Origin of the sequence: Endozoicomonas sp. GU-1, assembly GCF_027366395.1 — a bacterium.
Classification (GTDB): domain Bacteria; phylum Pseudomonadota; class Gammaproteobacteria; order Pseudomonadales; family Endozoicomonadaceae; genus Endozoicomonas.
Genome location: NZ_CP114771.1, coordinates 4,821,332 through 4,842,167, shown reverse-complemented (window position 1 = coordinate 4,842,167; position 20,836 = coordinate 4,821,332). Strand labels below are relative to the sequence as shown.

At 49.3% G+C, this 20,836-nt stretch carries 25 protein-coding genes, 1 tRNA gene and 3 pseudogenes; 13 read left to right on the top strand and 16 right to left on the bottom strand.

Annotated elements, in window-relative coordinates:
* The first annotated feature begins 21 nt into the window (after nt 1-21).
* From istA to O3276_RS20180, 5 genes are all read left to right on the top strand, one after another.
* On the top strand, nt 22-1,551 hold the full coding sequence (gene istA, locus O3276_RS20200) for an IS21 family transposase (protein WP_442876607.1): 1,530 nt from the start codon (nt 22-24) through the stop codon (nt 1,549-1,551).
* Nucleotides 1,552-1,562: 11 nt separating this feature from the next.
* Nucleotides 1,563-2,306: an IS21-like element helper ATPase IstB gene (gene istB, locus O3276_RS20195; protein ID WP_269672927.1), complete on the top strand. Its 744-nt coding sequence runs from the start codon at nt 1,563-1,565 to the stop codon at nt 2,304-2,306.
* Between the two features lie 185 nt (nt 2,307-2,491).
* On the top strand, nt 2,492-3,097 hold the full coding sequence (locus O3276_RS20190; RefSeq protein ID WP_269672926.1) for a hypothetical protein: 606 nt from the start codon (nt 2,492-2,494) through the stop codon (nt 3,095-3,097).
* Between the two features lie 252 nt (nt 3,098-3,349).
* Nucleotides 3,350-3,426, top strand: a tRNA-Arg gene (locus O3276_RS20185).
* Between the two features lie 376 nt (nt 3,427-3,802).
* Nucleotides 3,803-4,246, top strand: a complete 444-nt coding sequence (locus tag O3276_RS20180) for a hypothetical protein (RefSeq protein WP_269672925.1) — start codon at nt 3,803-3,805, stop codon at nt 4,244-4,246.
* A gap of 70 nt (nt 4,247-4,316) precedes the next feature.
* On the opposite strand, the gene O3276_RS20175 is transcribed toward O3276_RS20180, so the two are convergent.
* Nucleotides 4,317-4,502: a hypothetical protein gene (locus O3276_RS20175; RefSeq protein WP_269672924.1), complete on the bottom strand. Its 186-nt coding sequence runs from the start codon at nt 4,500-4,502 to the stop codon at nt 4,317-4,319.
* Nucleotides 4,503-4,506: 4 nt separating this feature from the next.
* On the opposite strand from O3276_RS20175, the gene O3276_RS20170 reads away from it, so the two are divergent.
* Nucleotides 4,507-5,121: a transposase gene (locus tag O3276_RS20170; protein ID WP_269672923.1), complete on the top strand. Its 615-nt coding sequence runs from the start codon at nt 4,507-4,509 to the stop codon at nt 5,119-5,121.
* A 21-nt stretch (nt 5,122-5,142) separates the two neighbouring features.
* Here O3276_RS20170 and O3276_RS20165 read toward each other — a convergent pair whose 3' ends face one another.
* From O3276_RS20165 to O3276_RS20125, 9 genes and pseudogenes are all read right to left on the bottom strand, one after another.
* Complete coding sequence (locus tag O3276_RS20165) at nt 5,143-5,778, bottom strand: IS1096 element passenger TnpR family protein (RefSeq protein WP_269672922.1); 636 nt, start codon at nt 5,776-5,778, stop codon at nt 5,143-5,145.
* Nucleotides 5,779-5,830: 52 nt separating this feature from the next.
* Nucleotides 5,831-6,058 (bottom strand): hypothetical protein, encoded by a 228-nt coding sequence (locus tag O3276_RS20160; protein ID WP_269672921.1) that lies wholly within the window; start codon nt 6,056-6,058, stop codon nt 5,831-5,833.
* A gap of 176 nt (nt 6,059-6,234) precedes the next feature.
* Entirely contained in the window at nt 6,235-6,771 is a 537-nt protein-coding gene (locus tag O3276_RS20155) for a DUF7986 domain-containing protein (RefSeq protein WP_269672920.1), read from the bottom strand.
* 51 nt (nt 6,772-6,822) lie between these two features.
* Nucleotides 6,823-7,318, bottom strand: a pseudogene (locus O3276_RS20150) (UTP--glucose-1-phosphate uridylyltransferase); the annotation flags it as partial.
* Nucleotides 7,297-7,800 carry a tyrosine-protein phosphatase gene (locus O3276_RS20145; protein WP_269672919.1) on the bottom strand — a complete coding sequence of 168 codons (504 nt, stop codon included), beginning with the start codon at nt 7,798-7,800 and terminating at the stop codon, nt 7,297-7,299. The gene O3276_RS20145 and the pseudogene O3276_RS20150, both read right to left, overlap by 22 nt.
* A 227-nt stretch (nt 7,801-8,027) precedes the next feature.
* Entirely contained in the window at nt 8,028-8,201 is a 174-nt protein-coding gene (locus O3276_RS20140) for a hypothetical protein (protein WP_269672918.1), read from the bottom strand.
* A gap of 16 nt (nt 8,202-8,217) precedes the next feature.
* Complete coding sequence (locus tag O3276_RS20135; protein ID WP_101748562.1) at nt 8,218-8,457, bottom strand: BrnA antitoxin family protein; 240 nt, start codon at nt 8,455-8,457, stop codon at nt 8,218-8,220.
* Nucleotides 8,432-8,725: a BrnT family toxin gene (locus tag O3276_RS20130; RefSeq protein ID WP_269672917.1), complete on the bottom strand. Its 294-nt coding sequence runs from the start codon at nt 8,723-8,725 to the stop codon at nt 8,432-8,434. The genes O3276_RS20135 and O3276_RS20130 overlap by 26 nt, the downstream gene beginning before the upstream one ends.
* A gap of 82 nt (nt 8,726-8,807) precedes the next feature.
* Nucleotides 8,808-9,062 (bottom strand): hypothetical protein, encoded by a 255-nt coding sequence (locus O3276_RS20125; protein ID WP_269672916.1) that lies wholly within the window; start codon nt 9,060-9,062, stop codon nt 8,808-8,810.
* Between the two features lie 191 nt (nt 9,063-9,253).
* Here O3276_RS20125 and O3276_RS20120 point away from each other — a divergent pair, with 191 nt between their 5' ends.
* The gene (locus O3276_RS20120; protein ID WP_269672915.1) at nt 9,254-9,868 is read left to right on the top strand and encodes a hypothetical protein; all 615 of its coding nucleotides are present in this window, start codon (nt 9,254-9,256) and stop codon (nt 9,866-9,868) included.
* Between the two features lie 316 nt (nt 9,869-10,184).
* On the opposite strand, the gene O3276_RS20115 is transcribed toward O3276_RS20120, so the two are convergent.
* From O3276_RS20115 to O3276_RS20095, 5 genes and pseudogenes are all read right to left on the bottom strand, one after another.
* Nucleotides 10,185-10,421 (bottom strand): hypothetical protein, encoded by a 237-nt coding sequence (locus O3276_RS20115; RefSeq protein ID WP_269672914.1) that lies wholly within the window; start codon nt 10,419-10,421, stop codon nt 10,185-10,187.
* A 20-nt stretch (nt 10,422-10,441) separates the two neighbouring features.
* Nucleotides 10,442-11,029, bottom strand: coding sequence for a hypothetical protein (locus O3276_RS20110; RefSeq protein ID WP_269672913.1), 588 nt, complete (start codon nt 11,027-11,029; stop codon nt 10,442-10,444).
* A pseudogene (locus O3276_RS20105) lies at nt 11,026-11,610 on the bottom strand (transposase); the annotation flags it as partial. The gene O3276_RS20110 and the pseudogene O3276_RS20105, both read right to left, overlap by 4 nt.
* 21 nt (nt 11,611-11,631) lie before the next feature.
* Entirely contained in the window at nt 11,632-12,885 is a 1,254-nt protein-coding gene (locus O3276_RS20100) for an ISL3 family transposase (protein ID WP_269672191.1), read from the bottom strand.
* Between the two features lie 97 nt (nt 12,886-12,982).
* On the bottom strand, nt 12,983-13,441 hold the full coding sequence (locus O3276_RS20095; RefSeq protein ID WP_269672912.1) for a hypothetical protein: 459 nt from the start codon (nt 13,439-13,441) through the stop codon (nt 12,983-12,985).
* 226 nt (nt 13,442-13,667) lie between these two features.
* Here O3276_RS20095 and O3276_RS20090 point away from each other — a divergent pair, with 226 nt between their 5' ends.
* The 3 genes from O3276_RS20090 to O3276_RS20080 all read left to right on the top strand — a co-directional run bounded on the left by O3276_RS20090 (nt 13,668) and on the right by O3276_RS20080 (nt 15,509).
* Nucleotides 13,668-14,261, top strand: a complete 594-nt coding sequence (locus O3276_RS20090) for a transposase (RefSeq protein WP_269672911.1) — start codon at nt 13,668-13,670, stop codon at nt 14,259-14,261.
* 62 nt (nt 14,262-14,323) lie between these two features.
* Complete coding sequence (locus tag O3276_RS20085) at nt 14,324-14,653, top strand: hypothetical protein (protein WP_269672910.1); 330 nt, start codon at nt 14,324-14,326, stop codon at nt 14,651-14,653.
* Between the two features lie 421 nt (nt 14,654-15,074).
* A complete protein-coding gene (locus O3276_RS20080) occupies nt 15,075-15,509 on the top strand; it encodes a c-type cytochrome (protein ID WP_269672909.1) in 435 nt (144 codons plus the stop codon).
* A 22-nt stretch (nt 15,510-15,531) separates the two neighbouring features.
* Here O3276_RS20080 and O3276_RS20075 read toward each other — a convergent pair whose 3' ends face one another.
* The gene (locus O3276_RS20075) at nt 15,532-16,491 is read right to left on the bottom strand and encodes a universal stress protein (protein WP_269672908.1); all 960 of its coding nucleotides are present in this window, start codon (nt 16,489-16,491) and stop codon (nt 15,532-15,534) included.
* A gap of 123 nt (nt 16,492-16,614) precedes the next feature.
* On the opposite strand from O3276_RS20075, the pseudogene O3276_RS25905 reads away from it, so the two are divergent.
* The 3 genes and pseudogenes from O3276_RS25905 (at nt 16,615) to O3276_RS20055 (ending at nt 20,749) form a co-directional block, all read left to right on the top strand.
* Nucleotides 16,615-17,782, top strand: a pseudogene (locus tag O3276_RS25905) (polyamine ABC transporter substrate-binding protein).
* 144 nt (nt 17,783-17,926) lie between these two features.
* Complete coding sequence (locus O3276_RS20060; RefSeq protein ID WP_269672905.1) at nt 17,927-19,162, top strand: GGDEF/EAL domain-containing response regulator; 1,236 nt, start codon at nt 17,927-17,929, stop codon at nt 19,160-19,162.
* A 180-nt stretch (nt 19,163-19,342) separates the two neighbouring features.
* The gene (locus O3276_RS20055) at nt 19,343-20,749 is read left to right on the top strand and encodes an SLC13 family permease (protein WP_269672904.1); all 1,407 of its coding nucleotides are present in this window, start codon (nt 19,343-19,345) and stop codon (nt 20,747-20,749) included.
* Nucleotides 20,750-20,836: the final 87 nt, after the last annotated feature.

Here is a 20,836-nt window from a genome sequence, read left to right as displayed (position 1 = left end):
GCAATGAAAACGAGGTTACCAATGCGTAAAATCAGGGACATTTTACGGCTCCGGTTCGAGTGCCGGTTAACCATCCGACAGATCTCAATCAGCCTCAGGATCAGCACTGGTGTTATCACCAAATACCTGAACCTGTTCAGTGAATCCGGCCTGAGCTGGCCACTGCCAGATGAGATGGACGACACGTCACTGATCAACCAGCTCACTCCTGAAGCCATTAACCGTCGCTATCAGGGGCTGACTGATCCTGACTGGATTGATATTCACCGCTCCCTCAAGCAAAAGGGGATGACCAAGCAGAGGCTCTGGGAGGAATACTGTGACGTCTACCCCCACAGCCATTACAGCTATGCCCAGTTCTGCCACCGCTACAATGAATGGCGCAAAAAGCAGAAACGCTCCATGCGCCAGGAGCACCGGGGCGGCGAAAAACTGTTTATTGACTATGCGGGCCTGACTGTTCCCATCGTCAGCCGTGAGACCGGCGAAACCGCGCCAGCACAGATCTTTGTTGCCGTGCTGGGGGCATCCAGTTACACCTATGCTGAAGCCAGCTGGACTCAGGGCCTGCAAGACTTTCTCTGTTCCCAGGCCCGGGCATTTCAGTTCTTTGGCGGCGTGACCCAGTTGCTGGTTCCGGATAACCTGCGAAGTGCAGTATCCAAAGCCTGCCGCTACGAGCCACAGATCAACCGGAGTTACCAGCACCTGGCTGAACACTTTTGCACCTCCATCATGCCTGCACGGCCTTACAAGCCAAAAGACAAGGCGAAGGTAGAGGTCGGCGTTCAGGTGGTTGAGCGCTGGATATTAATGCGCCTGCGTCATACCAGGTTCTTCTCGCTGGCGGAGCTGAACCAGGAAATACGACGCCTGCTGGAAGACCTCAACAACCGACCTTTCAAGCAGCAACCCGGTTGCCGTCGTACGCTGTATGAGCAGCTGGATCAACCAGCGCTCAGGCCCTTACCCCGGGAGGCATGTGAATACATCGAATTCAAGTATGCCCGGGTCAATATTGACTACCACGTGCAGTATGGAAACCACTCCTACTCAGTACCCCATCAGCTGGTGCGTGAGCAGGTGGAAATCCGGGCAGGCCAGCAACTGGTGCAGATCTTCTACAAGGGGAAGCCGGTAGCCAGCCATCCCCGCAAATGGGGAACCGGCTTTACCACCCGCACAGAGCATATGCCAGAGCGCCACCAGAAACAGCAGCAGTGGACACCGGGACGACTCCTGAACTGGGCGAAAAAGCTGGGCCCCGACGTCCTGTGGTTTACTCAGCAACTGCTCGATAGCAAAGAGCACCCGGAGCAGGCTTACCGTGCCTGTCTCGGGCTGCTCAACATGGAGCGGGCATACGGCGCTGACCGATTGAATGCGGCCTGCCACCGTGCCAGAAACACCGGTGGTCGGCGAGTTGCTAATGTCCGTTCGATCCTCCAGTCCGGATTAGACAAAATCCCGCTGAACAAGGCAGAAACCAACGACGATGCTCGCGTGACCCGAAGCCATGAAAACATTCGCGGCGCCAGCTTTTACCAGTGAGGAGCGAGACCATGATTAATCAAAACCTGACTCGCCTTCGCAGCCTGCGTCTGGGCGGCATGGCGGATGCCCTGAACCTGCAGAGCGAACAACCCGGCACCTATGAAGGGCTCAGCTTCGAAGAGCGGCTGGCCCTGCTTATTGACCAGGAGGACGCGGACCGCAACAACAAACGACTGGCCCGGTTACTGAAAGCAGCCCGCTTCAAACTGGCCGCCACCCTGGAGGACATTGATTATGAGCAGCCCCGGGGGATTACCCGTTCCCAGATGGCCTCACTGATACCGGGTGAGTGGCTAAGCAAAAACCAGAACCTGCTGATCACCGGCCCCTGTGGTACCGGCAAAAGCTGGCTGAGTTGTGCCTTTGGCCATAGTGCCTGCCTGCGCGGCTACAGTGTGCGTTACTACCGCACCTCCCGATTGTTGGAAGCTATGACCATTGCCCACGGTGATGGCAGCTACAGTAAGCTCCTGCAGCAACTGGCGAAAGTTAATCTGCTGATACTGGACGACTGGGGGCTTGAGCCCCTGACCCAGAGCCAGCGCAATGACCTGCTGGAGATTATGGATGACAGACATAACCAGAGTTCTACCATCGTCACCAGCCAGCTACCGGTATCGAAGTGGCATGACAGCATCGGTGACGCGACGCTGGCTGATGCCATTCTGGACCGGTTGATCCATAACGCTCACCGGCTGGAACTCAAGGGAAAGTCCATGAGAAAAAATCAAGCCAAAACTGGAGGGTCGTGAACACTCAGGCTACAAATAAAGGAGGGCAGTGCTTGGGTAAGCGGAGGTGTTCACGCTTACCAGAATTAGCGTTCACGTTTACCAGAATATGCAAATGGTTACCAAAGGCTGCGAAGCAAGCAGCATGGTTGGTTGCCCAGCTACAACCCGCAGACGTAAAAAGCTTACTCGACCTGATGGGGAATATGATGCCCTCAACCAGCTCTCTGGCACGTCTTCCAAAAAAACTCAGCGAACAATGGGAACAGCACCTTGAACCTTTCGAGACCCTTCTCGCGGAGAATCTCACAGTACCACCTAACGCGGTAACGGTAGCGGCCTCCCTTGACGGTGTGATGCTACCAATGAAAGACGGCAAGCGTCAGGAGAAACGTGAAAAGAGTGTTGCTGATGGTAAACGTACCCGAGGGCCAGCAGGTTGTCAGGAGGCAAGTTGTGAAATACTGTCGTTTTATGATGACCAGGGAGATCGCCTCTCTACGATCAGGGTGGGAAGAATGCCTCAAAGCAAGAAAGCGACATTGAAAAAATCCCTTTCAAACCTTCTGGACAAGGCGCTTCAGCAAAAGCCGGATCTGACTCTGGTCAAAGTGGCAGACGGAGCCCGGGACGATTGGACATACTTCACCAAAGACCTGCCTGAGGGAGAAGAAATTGTCGATTATTACCATGCGGCAGAACACCTGAAGAAGGCATTTGACCTGGCTTACGGTGAAAATAGCGTGAAGTCCAAAGAGAAGTTCAGCACTTACCGACATATCCTGAAGGAAGAGCCAGATGGGGTTGAATAAATCATTAAGGCACTGGCTTACCAGCATAGCAAGCATCCCCGGCGATCGAAATTAAAGACAGAGTTGAAGTACTTCAGAAAAAACCGGTTACGGATGAACTGGCACGAAGGAACCACACGGTATTTTGAGAAGGGCTTTGCTATCTAAGAAGTGAGACTCAGCACTAGGAGTCGCTTCAGCGTTACATTGAACTAAAAACCAAAGATGTAGTTGAAAGGCTCAAGGGGATAGGCTAGTATCCCCTTCCGTTAAGCACCCGTGGCGCAGCTGGATAGCGCGTTTGCCTCCGGAGCAAAAGGTCGCAGGTTCAAATCCTGCCGGGTGCGCCATTTAGCTTGCCCTGCTGCTACGCTGGCACTTTTTGAACTCGTCCTCCCCCTTTCGTGATATCCCATCCATATACGCTGCCAACCGCTCAATTTCGACCATCCTGTTTCGGCTTATTTTCACTGTCGGTATCTGGAAAATGCCTTTGGAAATCGCATTGCGGATTCCCTGATGGGTCATACCCAGCTCATCAGCTACCTGTTTGATCGTAAGCAGTCGTTTCCTCGACTCTAAAGTTTTTGCCTGACCATTAAGTTAAATTTGAGCAGGTCTCACTGCTGCTACTCGGGCTTCACGGCTGCGCAAAGCCTTCATCCTGGCAACAGGAGGCCTACTGTACCAAGCTTGGTTGCAAAGTAATGTATTGGCAACTTTTATATGACCATGCTTATACGTGTTCTTCCCTGCGCTACCCAATTTATTGATCATCTTGACCAGGCTTTACGTCAGGCTCCGCATGCTCAGCGACTGACTATGAAGCAACGCTATCTTTTAGCATTTGTCATTTCAGCAATGATTCTGACTCAGAAGCTCTGCTGGGCAACCATGGAACGTCGAAGTCTTGGGCAATACACATCAGCCGCCTTATGGTGGATGTTCTATCGATCCGAAATTGTCTGGCATCTACTGCTACGCATCAGTGTTCTGGTCATCATTGATCGTTACGGCTTATCAAAGGGAAATCTTCTTATTGACGACACTGGGCGCTCACGATCCAAGCGGACCAAAAAGATTGGCAAAACCCACAAGATCAAGGAGAAAAAGACCAATGGGTATATCAACGGTCAGGAGCTGGTCTTTCTGGTTGAAGGCCTATTTTGACAGTTACCTTGGGCCTGGCGTCAAAAAAAACCTGGTTATACGAGGTGGAAAAGAGCAAAAGGTGACGGTGCTATCTGCCCGGCTCAAGGTCAAAGCCCATGGGCAGAAACGATTTATTGTTGCCTTGAAATATGAGGGAGAGGACGACTATCGCTATCTGGCCGCCACGGATGTTTCCTGGCGTCATGATGATATGGCCCGGCTTCACACGCTGAGGTGGTTGATCGAGGTGTTCTTTGAGGACTGGAAACTTCATAGTTGTGGAGTCAGAAAATCCTCAAGAGAAGCTCAAGAAACTGAAGGAAGTTCTGTCTGGCTTCCCCAAAGATCAATGCCTCGACCTGGATGTAGAATGGCCGGGGTTCAAAGTCTGGCCATTCCGTTTGGATGTCCGCTGGAATGACAAAAGGCAGAAATGGGTTTTCATTGTGACCAACCTGAACCGGGTGGAGTTCACCTTGAGTGAAGTGCTTCGGGCTTATCGTCTGCGGTGGCAAATAGAGCTTATCTTCAAAGAGATCAAGTCCTATTCAGGGTGGCATCGTTTTAACACTAACTCTGCCACGTTGGTGTTTAGCCTGATTCTGATGTCTTTCGTCGTTGTGACGTTGACAAGGTATCTTGCTCACGCTGCGCAGGCGAACCTCTACAACAGTGGTGTCACTGAGGAAATCTCGACGCACAAGGTGATGAAAAGCGGGACGAGGCTGTTTGGCAGTCTGATTCTATCTTTGATGAATGCAGGAAAGTCACTGGTCTCATGTATTAAAAAGCTGCTCAGCTTCTGGGGAGATAATGCGAAACGTGAACACCCTGCACGAGATGGTTGTTCAAGGCGGACAAGATTAGGCCTTTGCGCTGTGGGTGGGGCTTAATGTCTACCTTAAGAATATTTCTTACCCATCATCACTCTTCTCTTCATAGGCACAGTACTGCCCCACATTCTCACCTACCGATGAAATAACCCGAAAAGGCACCCGCTCGTTGCTGTCGGCTTCGCTGATACCAACCACCGTGATACGGTGCACCAGCTCATCGCCATAATCGAAGAGATAGAGAAACTCTTGCTGTTCGGCAAAGCCCAGATCCCGAATCTCAGTGGCCGATGCGGATTTGGTGGGCTGGCTGAAACCGAAACTGGACACCAGGTGCTCACCATCCGGTGAACCTGAGTATTCATTGTCCCGGTCCCTATATTCGTTTGAAGTGTAGAACGAGAACATATGGTCATTGTCCCAGTCGAAGGCATACTGAATTTTCAGATGCAGATCGTACAGGGTCTCTTTGCCGGACAGCTCGAAAGTCCGGATAACGTCGTGTTCAAATTCGAAGTAAGGATGGCCAATCAGTTCCACTTGCACTTTATACCGAAGTGGTGGCTGGCTGATGATGCTCTGCAGTTCATCCAGGCTGCTCGCCATTTTGGCCGCCCGCTGAATTTCATAGTCCTTTTCAGGCTCCAGAAAACAGCACTTCTTGTATTTCTTGCCACTGCCGCAGGCGCAGGGTTCGTTGCGGTTAAGTTTAAACATTCAATTTTTTTCAATCAGTGAGTAATGACACAAGTGAAGAGGAATAACCGAATTATTGGTCTCTTCGGCCTGCCCAACTTTTCACGGTTAACTGTACAGGGTCTCTTGAAGATAGTCTCGATAGCGTTTTAAATTTTCTGTGGTATTCGCAAGAATAAACATCAATGCGGAAAAAATAGCTATCAGCAGGGTGTTTGTCACTGTATTGCACAAACCACTCAATGTACTGCCGTTCATTGGTGATGGCTGGAGCTTCAGGGGTTGTATAGGTTGTGGTCATAAATTTGCCTGGTATGCCTTTATCTTTTGCAAGCGATTGGTGGCCCCGGTCTTTCAGGCTACCGTCGTTTCATCGCCACGAATCCTATTCTTGAAACCATAGTTGCTGTGCAGCTTATAAAAAGCAGCATACCGTTTGGACTGCACGGTGCCTACAGGGCTTTTTTTCAGTAATCGCTAATAGTCTTGCAGAATCATATCCCGGAAACGGTTGGGAAAAAGCATGGCAGCGCCCGAGGTGATGTGCAGATCCTCCCCATAGGTAAGGATTCGGGAAAATATGACAAAGCTGTTTATGCCAGGCGATGAGCTTAAACCCCGGTCAGTGATGGTCAACTCGCCACCGTTGAGCAGATCCTCAAGCTTAACGGTTGCTGACTCCGTATCACTGCTGAGAATCTGGAAAAGTGAGGTTTGAGAACTCAGCAGAGCATCAAGGATCCGTGCATCGGTGGTGTTTATGGTTCCATGGTGCTTGCGTTGATAACGCTTTACGATGTTCTCGCCATTGATGTCTACATAATCGTTGATGCAAAAGTCGGTGTATTTATCAAACTGATCATAAGATTCAAAATTCATTTTACCTTTTTTGATCGCATCAAGGCGTCGGGCGGCTATTTTATATTCGTCCCGGGTCAACTCCTTGAAGAGTGCAGAGTTCAGGTTTTTGCCGACAGTTCGAAGCTGGTCGTAATCAGGGTGGATATGGCGCATAAAGTCCTGCTAATTCGGATTGATTACTGATTGAACAGTCCCGTTCGTGAGTCAACGGGCATAAAGTTTATCGTAGCAATAGTTCGTCGCTTCGATAAAACCTTTAATACTACCACAGTCAAAACGTCGGCCCTCGAATTTATAAGCCAGCACACAACCACGCTGGGCCTGTGCCATCAAGGGCATCGGTGATCTGGATCTCACCACCCTTGCCCGGTTGGGTGTCTCTGATCAGGTCAAAAATATCCGGGGTCAGGATATAGCGGCCTATAATGGCCAGGTTACTGGGGGCATCTTCCCTGGCGGGTTTTTCCACCATAGTTTCCACACGGATCAGGTCATCGGAAATGGTTTGCCCGGCAATCACGCCGTACTTGTGCACTTGATCTTCCGGCACTTCCATTACCGCTACAATGGAGCAACGGAACTGTTTGTAGAGTTGAGCCATTTGCGCCAGCACGCCGGGGCCATCCGGATTGATGCACAGGTCATCCGCCAGTACCACGCCAAAGGGCTGTTCGCCGATCAGGGGTTCACCTGAAACAATGCACCCCGTTCTACCAGCGGAAAGATCCGTTCCGGGTAAGCCATCAACTCTTTATTCCGTTCCGGGTGAGCAATCACTACCCGCACCTGCTGTCGATCCAGCCACAGCAGCATATGTTCAATCCCCACCGGAATATTGGCATGGGGCATTTCCAACAGCAGGCAGTCGTAACCATCCCACTTGCCGATCATCGGGATACGCTTCTGCCGCAGCTGAAACATCAATTCATCGCTAAAGCGAACCTCTGCCCCCATGGCCAGCTGCACACCAATACCGGCTTGCCGAACATGCCCAACCAGCACATCAAAGGCAGGTGCAATGGTGTTGATATCGTTATCGTAACGACCGGGGTGCATATGGGGCGTACAGACCATCCGCTGGATATCATTGGCTTCGGCTATACGCAGCAGTTCCAGGGATTGCTCCAGGGTGTCCGGGCCATCATCAATGGCGGGAATAATATGGTTATGAATATCAATCATGTTTAAAAGCTATTCACCACAAAGACACAAAGGCACAAAGTTTTTTTGTTTGGGGGTCGTTACCGCTACGCCCCCGCTGCAAACAAAGAGAGTTTTCCTTTGTGTCTTTGTGGTTCAAAAAAATCGCCGCACCAACACCATCACCAGCCAGGCGGGCAGGAGCAGCAAAACTACAGCCAGAAATATGGCCAGCGGCAAAGGTACATGAAAATAGTTAAAGACAAAAACTACTGAGAGCTTACCGCCTCAACAACATCGAAGCTCAATGGCTGATTCTGCGCTTTGGACGACGCATTAATCACCAATACTTCCGCAGCGATCATCCAGAACAGGATGGCGATATTGAAAATCCACGTTTTTTCATTAACACCGCTACCTGCTAACCGTAGGGCTGGCAGCACCCGTCAGGGGAGTGGATCAAGAATTTTTACGTTGATGAGCAACATATTCATCAAGTAACTGTCGGATCATTTTCTGATATTGCATACCATGCTCTTCAGCAACCGACTTGAAATATTCGATACTGTCAGAACTCAAAGTAATCGTAATTTTTGTACTATCGTTTTTTACTTTAAGTTCACTTGGGGATGGCAGGAAATCAGCGACCAGTTTGACTTCGCCAATCGGTTCATCAGTGTACTGAATTTGCTTGCTCATAAAGCTTTTTCCCTTTTCTCCAATAGCCCGCACCTATTATCCTGATTCGATTGTCCCTGTAGGTAAAGCGCACAGTGAGAATACCCGTTTGATCTTTATCCAAACCAAAACAATAGTAACGCTTTTCTTCCTTACTATGGCTGACATCTTCGGCAATAATCCGGTTCTGATCGAAAAAAGCATACTGAGCTTCATAGAATGAAACTCCATGCTTTTTCTGATTGGACAGGTTTTTAACCTGATCCCATTCAAAATTGCTTTCAGACATCAAACAATCATAGTCGGAATATGGCTATTTAGCCATATCGGTGTGCCGCATCACGCTGCCTGCTTCCCGTAAAAGCCCGATCTTATCTTTTTCGGGCAGCGGGAGGCGGGCGGCGGACAGCGCCCGAAGGGGCAGGCATATACCTCGCCAACAAAGCCAGCGCCATCATCACCACAAAATAAGCCGCATTGGAAGGAATCTGCAGATTAAAATCCATCGATGAGTGAATCATAATGGTCAAAATGCCCATAAAGGCGGTAAAGCCCATGCCAATCATCATCCGGTTACGGCGCTGCCGCATGGTGGCAATAGCATGCCAAGCTGACGCCAGCACCATCAACGCCAGAATGATATAGGCGGGTATACCAAACTCCAGGGGAATTGCAGAAAATCAATATGGGCCAGGTCGTAAAAACCCCAACAGCTGCCATCGTGATAAAAGGGTAATGTCGTATAGAACGAACCACCACCGGAGCCAGTTAGGCCATAATCGTTTGCCTGAATATCAAACACTCGTGCATTAGAAACTTGAGAGTCGAGTGTAATGCCCTGTTTCATGGCTCCTACCGGTATATGGGTATTGAGAAGGGTGCGGCTGAAAAGCCGCTGGTTCCCGGTAAATTGGGTATGCTGGTTGGTTGTGGTTTGATTGTGGGGCAACAGCAGAGCCTTTTGTTAACCAATCCCGGCTGGGATAAACGACTCAGGGTGGCGACTCAGCCGCTGTTTGATTTGCACCAGGTCAGTGGTAAAGGGACCATGGAGTATGCCTGCCACTTGATGGGTGGACTCAGTGAGGAGGCGTTTCCACTTTTGTATATTTCGGATATTGGCCGCAAGAAAGCAGAGTTGGTGATGAACCTGAAACTGACCCTGAGCAAGGCGCAGATTCAGGTCTGTTCCGGTGAGTTGGTGTTTCGGATTAATACGGAGCTGTTAGATGCCATACGAGAAATGCAGCAGGCCGATAAAAGTGGCTGGAAAAAGCTGGAGCGCTTTATCGTTAACAGTTGCCATGGTCGTATAGCGCCCAGTGATGAAGGGCTCCCTGCGTTTCTCTCGGACAATCCAGAAGCGTTGGCGATTGCCAAACGTTTGCCTGCTGATCCCCATGAAAAGCTTCAGTTGATGAAAATTGTATAGGAGCGCTTCCCGCTGCCCGCTTCCCGTAAAAGCATGCGTCTTATCTTTTTCGGGAAACGGGCAGCGGGAGGCGGGCAGCAATCAATTTCGGATTCGTGAAGCATTGCTGAAGGGGGCCTGCAAGGCCCAATGGCACTGACTTAAGAGTGAAGCCTTGCCATACGTAGGCTTTAAGACACCCTGCGATTTGAACCACAAAGCACACAAAGAGCACAAAGGAAAAGAAAAGCTCTTCTTAGTGCTTTCTGTGTGCTTTGTGGTTCCAATTCAAATCTCTAAACCTGTATCAATCCCCATGTTTGCGGGGCTTTTAAGCTTAAGTCAGTGCCATTGGCTTTTGATCGCATTTCCGGAAATCAATATGGCGGGCACCATTTTTCTCGAAAACCACGTCAGCCTTGGCTTGTAACAGCAAAGCCAACAGAAAGTAGTTCTCAAAATTCGCATCACCTAACAGGATGTCGCCATCCTGCAGATGGGAGAACAATTTCCTGAGCAAAGCTTGTTCTCCGGTTTCTTTCCCTTCGTAGGCAGCCACAGCAAAATCAAGCAATGCGCCACTGCCAAGACATATCAAAACAAGAATTCTGAGAATCGGGAAACCAAGCCCTTTTTTTGAGTGCCAGGTTGAGGATATTCTTTCTGATTTTTCTCGGTGTCAGGCATCAACAATGTTGAACCATCAGTAAGCAGTACACGACGTTGATGCCATAGCCATGATTCTGGTGAGGCGTGATCAAGGCTATTGCCAGATATGCGCAGCAAACCTCTTACGGATGCTTCACTCAACCGTTGCCTCGCTTTGCAATATGCGCTGGTGTCAGTGTTGGGCACTTTCTTCTTGTTGCCCCTGACGACCTGGTCTCTCGCTTCATCAATGAGGGCGTGGCGACATGACTTGGTGTCACTGGCCACCTGTCGCATGAACAAGGTTAATGTTTTGATGGGTGGAAAGTCCCTTACCCTGTAGCCGGGGTAACAATTCTGAAAAGAGTTAAGGTCATCAGAGGTAAGGATTGATGAAAATTCATCACTTTCAGTCTGTGCAAATTGGTGAAGGCATTCATCTGCGAGGGACAGAAACTCTTGGCTACACTTGTTCATGGTTTGCTCGGAAGGGAAATATTTAGGTTTGTGACCACTGTACACGACAATTTTCATGAGGCTCTCTCCCACCTGGTCTCAAAGAGCAGTGCTACAGCCCCAAATAGCTCTTCCAGCCACGTATCAACATGATTCAAAATCCGGGCAAGATAATCCAGCCCTGCTCGGAAGATAGATTGTGCTTTTCGCCCATGGCTTTTTACCTTGATGGGCGTTGTTTCATTTATCCACTCACCTGTCTTATATGCCCAGCAAAAGGCTAATGCCAGAGTGCATAGCAATTTCGATATTTTATCTCGATCCTTCAGATGCGTGTCCTCAAGGTTAAAGCCCCGTCCTTTCATAGCCTGGAACATGGTTTCTATCTGCCATCTCTGGAGATAGTCACTAATGGCACGCCAGGGTTCGGCGTTACAGATCACCACCATCGGATCGCTCCCTTTTTTGGAGGCGGCAAGGTATACCATTTGCCCCCAGACTTTTCGTGGCTGCCGGATTGCCATAGTTTCGCCTGTTGACAGTGAAAATATTCTGGTTACTGGCAGTAACCTGTTTTGATGCTTATTGGGAACAAGCGTATTGTTGGGAACTCTGATGCAGAAGGGCCAGTTACCATGAACCAGATATTTCAGCCATTGTTTTCCTTTAAACTCGCCTCGTCAGTAAAATCTGTGGGTCATTTCCGGTTCAGGTAACTTGCCAAGCGCATGATATAACGCAATTTCCGCACATCTGTAGGTTCTGAAACCGTATGATTTTCTCGTAGTGAGTTTTATCTTGGTGTTCAGACCCTCAACGATACCGCTGGAATACGCCTTTTTCGCCTTGAACCAGTTCAGGATAAGTGGCTTGTGTCGTCGAACAGTTTTAGCAACTTTCTTCATCGGTTCTATCTTTGATCGCATCACTCTTGTACACCACCGGTCCAGGTATTTTCCTGCCCAGTGTGGTGAAATGTAGTCCCAGAACACTTGGAACTCTTCTCTGAGAAGATAGGCTCTGACACTTTTGAGGTTGTACTGAAGCACTGTGTTCAGCTTGATCTCTTCTTTCTCGGTCAGGTTCTCTTTTCGCTTGAGCAGACACCAGCGTGTTTTTTTCAGCACCGGTTCATAACCATCTGCCTGAAGCTGTTTGTGTTCCGTGGCCCTGACTTCATCAATGGCCTTATTCAGCATGGCAACGATATGAAAGCGATCCAGAATATGTAATGCTTGGCTGGCAAACACCGCAATCGCTTTTACGTAGGGTTGCCACATATCAGAACAGACATACTCCAACCGCTGGCTACGCTGTGTACCCAGGAAAGCGAAGAAGCTGCGAATCGTAGCTTCGGTACGCTCCTGACCAACCCATAGTAGCCGTGTACAGTCGCGATCAATCTGGTAGACAACAGTCAAGTATTTATGGCCGATCTGATACGCCACCTCATCAACACCAATGGCCTTGATATTATCAAGTGAACGATGCTTCTTGCCCCACTCAACCACATACTCAACAGCATGGAAGACCTTCTCCCACGAGGTATTGAAAGTACGGGCGACCTCCTTCCAGGAGAGCTTTCTAGCCCAGTTTGCCAGAAACTGCATGTAAACTTTGGTGAGTTCCTTCTTGCCTTCAGCCCATGGAACCTGCTCAACCTTTACGCCACATGTCTTGCATTCAACCCTACGCATTTTGTAGAGCAGAAAAACCCTGATTCCCCAGAGAGGGACAAACTCGAAACGACGTTCAGCAAGACGGTCATAGCCCGGAGCTGGTTGCTGACATCCTGAGCAAATAGCATGGCCGTTCTTGCGTGGGACCACGATGACATTGAATACTTCAGAGCCTTGATAGAGACCGAGTTTTACATCCTGATAAACAAATGACTTGAGTTTATGAACTTTATTGAGGATAGTTTTTATCAGCATCAGCGGCGTTTCTTCTTGTTTTTGTCTGCAAATAAAAACATACCTGAAATCAGCCGCTGGTGCTTTTTTTTTCAAATTTGTTGATTTCTACCCACAGTTATCCCTGAAGAGCCTTAAACTCTCTATCCATTAACAGGCGCTGTATGGCTTGCTCAGGGAAAATTTTTCGGAACCTCTTCAGCAGCTCAACGCGTTCAGTCGTATTCGAGCAACCTTTTTTGGGCAGGAGTGTCCATAAAATCGGGATAGACATTCCCTTGTAGTTTATTGCCAGAAACAGGATGTTGATTTTGAATATTCCAAACATCCAGTTAGTCCGATCCATGCTGAGCTGCCACCTGCCTTCCGGGGCGAACAGACTGGCAATTAATGTGGCCATGATGCTTTCATCAAAAACCACCTCGAGAAAAAAACGCTGAATCCTTCGGTAACAGGAAAGGGTCTGCGACCTTCCGGGGAAGGTGGTTGCAAGACTTGTGAAGTTTACGGTCTGTTTTTCCAGCAGCCCAAGTACGAGGAAAGCAAGGACGTTCAGGCGACACTTGTTCCATTTCAAATAGGTTCTAAACTGCGTGATGAGTAAGTCGGCGGGTTCCATTGTCGTGGGTCTTTTGAGCTAAAAAACTCAAGATAGTGAATCCTGCTGGCTTACTCCTAATTTAATTTTTGTCGTGTACAGTGGTTTGTGACTTTTTATAGTCGCTTCTTTCCGAGTAAGCCTTGAATTATCAAGGGCTGAGGCCTTAAGTCAGTGCCATTGGATCAAAAGCTGGGTAGCAAGGATGGATTTCAAATTAACAAGACCAGTCCGACCTGAGTGGATGAGTCAGGAGCTTTATGATCAGATGCCTGCAGAGCTGGTAATCCGTGCTGTCAAGAACAAACGTCGCACCATCATCACCACTTTATTGGATGCTGAGGAGTATCCCCGGACAGAGATCATTGCGCTGTATCTGAAACGCTGGCACGTCGAGATTGATTTTGATGTCATCAAAACGACCATGAAAATGGATATGCTGCGTTGTAAAAGTCCGGAAATGGTGAGAAAAGAAATAAGCATCAACTTTCTGGTATACAACCTGATACGGGCACTGATGGGGAAAACAGCAAAGCACATTGACAAGACTCCACGGGAATTGAGTTTTAAAACGGCTCAGGAAACGCTGGTGTCATTCCTTCAGACGTTGCTGGGAGCATCGGGTGACTGGCTGGAACAGAAAATCATTAATATGTTGGACATAATAGGACAGCATATTGTTGGAAATCGACCCGGTCGGTCGGAGCCAAGGGCCGTTAAGAAACGGCCAAAACCGCATAAAAGGCTCCAGCATTCCAGGTCGCAGGCACGCAGACTCAAGAAATACCAAGGGAAGTGAGCTTAAGTCAGTGCCATTGGGCTATGAAGCCATCTGCCCTGGCACGGTGATGAAAAGCAGCATTGATATCACCCGGGCTTAATGATCTTGACCTTGGCTTTGTCTTGTATGCGCTGAAACAGATCAGCAAGTGGCCTTATGTGGGTGCTCATGCTGCGGACGGTAAAGGTGAGTTTGCCCTGGACTGGGAGGTGAAAACCTGGAGTGATGATCTGAAAGATCCCATACCCCTTGGCCGGGTTAAAATTGGGCTGCTGGATTTTGAGATTATTCCTGAGAATGGGCTTTCTACGCTTCAGGATGCGCTTGAGAAGGCGCAGGAGGCTTTTGCTGACCCCGGGAAGTATGGGTTGGATTTTGGTGCTTTTAATCCACAGACGGCGGTGGCGTAAAAATACTTTCTGAAAAATAGCCTTTATCCATCAATATTGTCAGGACATCCTGATTGCTGACTGTGCGCGATTATTAACCATAGGCATTCTGCAAACATTGATACGTATCAATACTTACCATTATCCCAAATGCTTAGGCAAGGCTAATGCCATTTTTCCCGCACTGGGGATGGGATACGGTTTCTTAACTTAGTACTATTGTCTTCTATTCAATAACCCACAATGTATAAACCCCTGTTTCAGGGATACCAATTGTTCTATAATCCCATTGCCCGGAATAATTCGGCTACACAGGCGAAAGCTTTCCAGTGAGTCTTAAGCTACTTTTTACCAGCTCTGGCAGTATCAGCTCTGGCAACGCCTAAAATAAGATAGCCATTAATCGCCTTAAGAGGACAAGCGAGTGTCAAGGGGAACTCATATGCGTGCTTTGATTCTGTTAGTCGGGGGACTATTCGCGTCGCTGGTGTTTGCCAAGCCGACTGCAGACCTTGATTCAATTACTCGTGGTGAGATAAGCGAGCGTCTTGCTCCTGTGGGTTTCGTCTGTCTCGCCGGTGAGGAGTGTGCCAGTGCCGCCGGGGTAGTAGCCAGCTCCAGCAGTGGCCCGAGAAGTGGCGATGCAGTTTACAATCAGTTTTGTGTGGCCTGTCATGGCTCTGGCCTGTTAGGTGCTCCCAAAAAGGACGATGCCGCAGCATGGCAAGCCGCTGAGAAGACCGCTGGCGGGTTCAGCAGTCTGCTATCCAACGCCATTAACGGTATTCGCAGTATGCCTGCCAAAGGTACCTGTATGGATTGTTCTGATGAAGAGATCAGTATTGCGATTGAATACATGAGCGGCCTTAAGCCCTGACCTCTTCCTTCAGGTTTGATGATCAGCCGCTGGCCGCTTTTGCCAGTGGGCTGATAAATCCTTCCGGTTTCACCGCCAGTATTGAGCAGTAGATATTGTTCATGATGTTTTCAGCCGTATTCCCCACCAGAATGCCTTCCTTATGGCGACCAAGCGTGCCCATCACAATGACATCAACATTCAGCTCATTGGCCAGTTGCTGGATCTCGGTCGCCGGGTTGCCCCTGAGCAGATGAATGGATACGGGCTGCTGGTCGTCATTCTCAGTCACGCCAACTTCCTGCATGACCTCCTGTAATTTGTTGTGGTAGCGCCGCTGGGTTATTTCCTGCAATTCATAGAGCTCTTCATCAGAGAGTGTTTTCAGGGAGCGCCGCCCTAAGGGTACATTCCAGACACTGACCAGATGCAACGCAGCCTTTTCCTGACTGGCCAGATAGAGACCATATTGTAAAAGCGTACGATTCAGATCATGGGCATCCGAGTCCGGGTCACCAGCATCCACGGCCACCAGGATTTTGCCATTGAATTGTGGGAGCTGATCCCGGTCGGCCATCATCAAAATGGGCACCGGGCATTTTCTGAGCAAAGCCAGGTCATTGCCGGTTAACTGTTTACGAGTCAGTGCGCCACTGGCATCCGCCAGTTTGATGACCAGGTCAATATGATGTTCTTGTATCACCTGATAAATGGCTTGCCGGGGTCGGCCGGGAACAATCAATGTCTCTGCTTCGATCCCCTGCTCCCAGGCCATGGCCTTGAGGCGCTCAAGCTCATCCTCAAGTTGCTGCCTGAGGTGGTCTTCCAGTTTTTTTTCCAACGGGACAAATTGCAGATGATTCAGAGTTTCCAGGCTCTGGTCAAACAGGGCGATCAACAAGGTGGCCCGGTTATCCAGAGCCAGCCGAAAGGCCTGCTGTAGCTCCATATCCGAGGTGTGTTGCCGGGTAACGGCCAGAAGAATCGAACGAAAAGCATGCATCAATTTAGTCTCAAACCGATCACAACCCTACCCATTATCGCAGGAATTGGTCGCCCTGCCAGATATTCTGTTGATAACTCCGGAATTCTCACCGGTAACCAATAGGAACGGACTTGTAGAACAATGTTACTGCTATATAATCTCGCTCCCTATTATTTTCCTTGTATTAAGGTTCACGGCACGTTTATGAAACTGATTAAGAGAACGTTCATCGTCGCCGCACTGCTCTGTGCTGCCCAACTCCAGGCCTCAGATGACAAGGCTGAAAAACTGTATTTCTATAACTGGACCGATTACATCGCGGAAGACACCGTCAAGAACTTTTCCGACAAAACTGGCATCGACGTGGTTTATGACGTTTATGACAGTAATGAGGTACTTGAAGGTAAACTGCTCTCCGGACGCAGCGGTTTCGACCTGGTCTCGCCTTCCCACGATTTCTACAAGACCCAGATTCGCGCTGGCGTCTATGAGCCGCTGGATAAGTCCAAACTGCCTAATCTGAAACATCTTGATCCCGTCATTATGAAGGCGATCTCAGACAACTTTGATGAAAACAATACCTACGGTATCCCTTACCTCTGGGGGAACCACCGGTATTGGCTATAACAAGGCGGCTGTCGAAAAAGCGCTCGGCAAGGACGCCCCGGTGGATAGCTGGTCTCTGATCCTTGAGCCGGAGAATATGAAGAAGCTGCAAAGCTGTGGTGTTGCGTTTCTTGACGCCGCAAGTGAGGTGCTGCCTTCTGTGATGGCCTACCTTGGTATTCCCGGCGATAGTCTGGATATGGCGGATTACAGGCAGGCAGTGGCCAAGATGAAAGAGATTTCTCCTTACATTGCTTACTATCACTCTTCCCGTTCTCTGTCTGATCTGGCCAATGGTGATATCTGTGTGGCCCTGATGTGGTCTGGTGACGCGATGATTGCCAGAGATCGGGCTAAAGAAGCGGGTAACGGTCTGGATATCCGCTATGTTGTTCCCAAGGAAGGTGCAGCCATGTGGTTTGATATGCTGGCCATTCCTAATGATGCGCCTCACAAAGACGCCGCTCACCAGATGCTGAACTATCTGATGGAACCAAAGGTGATTGCTGATGTGACCAACTACGTGACCTATAGCAACCCTAACCCTGCTTCTAAACAGTATGTGGATGCAGACATTGCTAAAGATCCCGGTGTCTTCCCAGGCGATGAGACCATGGAGAAGCTCTTTGTTTTCAAAGAACTGCCATCCAAACTGAAGCGTTACATCACCCGTGAGTGGTCCAGAATAAAATCTGGCAACTGATCTTTTGCCAACAGTTATCAGAAGTTTGATCCTTCTGATAACTGTCACTCTGGCTCCATTTATCCAATAACCGCTAAAAAAAACCTCCAACACTGCCCAATACGCCATAATTTATAGATTGAATCATTGTCACCCGGCCATTACATGGACAGTAACATCACCTCTCTCAGTATCCTGATTTTGGAAGACCACCCCTTTCAGCGAGTGGTGGCAGAGCAAACAGTCTCAGGCCTTAATATTGACAAACTGCATACAGCAAACAGCAGCAAAGAGGCTCTGAAGTTTCTGCAAAACCGGGGTGCCGTTGATATCGTCATCTGTGACCTCGATATGCCGGGTATGGACGGTATCCGGTTTATTCGCCACCTGGCAGAGCAAAAGCTTGCCCGGGGCGTAATTGTGCTCAGCGCCATGGAGGCCGCTTTAGTGCGAATGGTCAGTGATATGGCTCAAGCTCATGGCCTGATGGTGCTGGGCCATATCCCCAAACCCATGTCCCGCCCCCGTCTGAGAGAATTACTGGAATTTTACTGTTCAGAACAGACTGAGAATAATGCCTGCCCCGTCACCTCCAGAGAGCTGATCTTTGATGAAGAAGCCCTTGAGAAAGCCATTGCAGCCAATCAGTTCGTGCTTTACTACCAGCCAAAGGTCTTGCTGAAAAGTGGCCGAATGATCTCTGTTGAAGCACTCACCCGCTGGCATCACCCGGAAGCTGGCGTTATCAGCCCAGTCCACTTTATCCCCATGATGGAGAGCTCTGGCCTGATAACCCCGATGACCACAAAAATGATCGACCTGGCACTGGAGCAGATTCGAGTCTGGCGTGAACAGGGCAGAAACATTGCCGTTGGCATCAACCTTTCGGCAACCACTCTTACTAATACCGACCTGCCCGATATGCTGATTGGCAAGATGCGGGGTTTGAGTATTCCACCAGAGCTCCTGACTCTTGAGATTACCGAAAGCAGTCTGATTGAAAATGCGGCGCTTTCCCTCGAAACACTGGCCAGATTCAAACTCCATGGTTTCTCACTCTCTATTGACGACTTCGGTACTGGCTATTCCAGCATGCAGCAGTTAAACCGAATCCCTTTCAGTGAGCTGAAAATTGATCGTTCATTTGTCTCTAATGCCTGTAGTGACAAAAGCCATAAAGCGATTGTTGAAGCCAACATCAGCCTCGCCCACAAATTGAATATGCAAACCGTTGCCGAGGGAGTAGAAACACTTGAAGGCTGGCAATTGCTGAATGAGTTAAATTGTGACCAGGCACAAGGCTACTTCATTGCCAGACCCATGCCTGCCGATGAAATCCCCCAGTGGGAGCGGGAGTGGCTGGCAAGACAACCGATTACACTACCCAAGCCCTGTATCTGAAAATGCATTGACACCGGTAGTCATGCTGTCTGCCAATATTTTCCTGCCTGAATTATATTCACTTTTCGAAAATGATGTTTCATTGACCTGATTCAGTACGTTTGCTGCACCGTTGATGCATGATAAACACCACCAAGAATTTTAAACTGTTGTTTGCATCTCAAGGGTTGAATGACGTCTATGTCGCGTATTCTCAAGCTGTCGCTGGTTGCCGCCTCTTTCTTTTTTCTGTGTTTCATTCCCGCTGAATTTATTCCGATTGCCAACATCACCATTGAACAACAACGGGTGCTGGCCATTTTCCTGATGGCGACAGTGCTCTGGGTCTCTGAGGCCGTGCCTGCCTATGCAACGTCACTACTTATTCTGGGCCTGCTGGCCAGCATGGTGTCCAATACCAGCCCGTACTTTCTCCGGGAAGCATTGCATCCGGAGGCCATGCTCAGCTACAAAGAAATTCTCAGCAGTCTGGCAGCCCCGGTTATTGTCCTGTTTCTTGGCGGTTTCTTCATTGCCATTGCCGCCACGAAGTATAAACTGGACATCAACCTGGCCCGAGTATTGTTAAAACCCATTGGCAGTGATTACCAGAAAGTGATGCTCGGTCTGATGGGCATTACCGCCTTCTTCTCCATGTTTATGAGTAATACCGCTACAACAGCGATGATGCTTACCTTGCTGACGCCATTACTGGCAAACGTTGATACCACCGATAATGGCGTCAAGGGTGTTATTCTTGCCGTACCCATTGCCGCCAATATCGGCGGCATTGGAACCCCCATCGGCACGCCACCGAACGCCATTGCTTTTCGTTATTTAACCGGCGAGCATGCCATCACCTTTGGCGAGTGGATGCTGTTTGCCATCCCCATGGCCGTGGTATTAATTATGATTGCCTGGGTATTGTTGCGTAAGTTGTACCCGGGAAACATCAAAGAGCTTGCCGTTAAAATCGAATGCACCTTTGAACAATCGCCAAAAGCCTACCTTGTTTATGCCACAACCGCCGCGACGGTACTGCTGTGGACCACCTCCAGCATTCATGGCGTAAACTCGTACACTGTCGCCTTACTGCCAGTCATCGTTTTCTCCCTTTCCGGCATTATCGATACCGACGACATCAAAAATATTAACTGGGATGTACTCTGGCTGATTGCCGGTGGTATTGCCCTGGGCTATGCCCTGGAAAAAAGCGGCCTGGCACACTCGATTGTTCACACCATTCCCTTCGACACCATGGGAACCTTTGTGGTGTTATTTCTGATGGCTGTAGCCTCCATGGTGATGGCAACATTTATGTCCAATACCGCCACAGCGAACCTGCTGATGCCAATTGCAGTTTCAGTCGCTACGGTTCTGAGCGGGCTGGAAAATTACGGCGGTATCAGCCTTATGGTTATCTCGGTTGCACTCTCGGCATCCATGGGAATGTCACTGCCTATCAGCACTCCGCCCAACGCGTTAGCCCACGCCACCGGTATGGTTGCCAGCAGAGACTTTATCAAGGCCGGTAAGTTCATCAGCACCATCGGTGTCGTGATTATCTTTGCAGTGATTACCCTGCTGGGTGTGTTGGGTTACTTCTGATCAGACTCCCGCTATTTGGCAACTCCGATCTCGGGAGTTGCCATCGCTTTCAAAGTCAAAAATAGAACGCATCGCTGACATTACCCC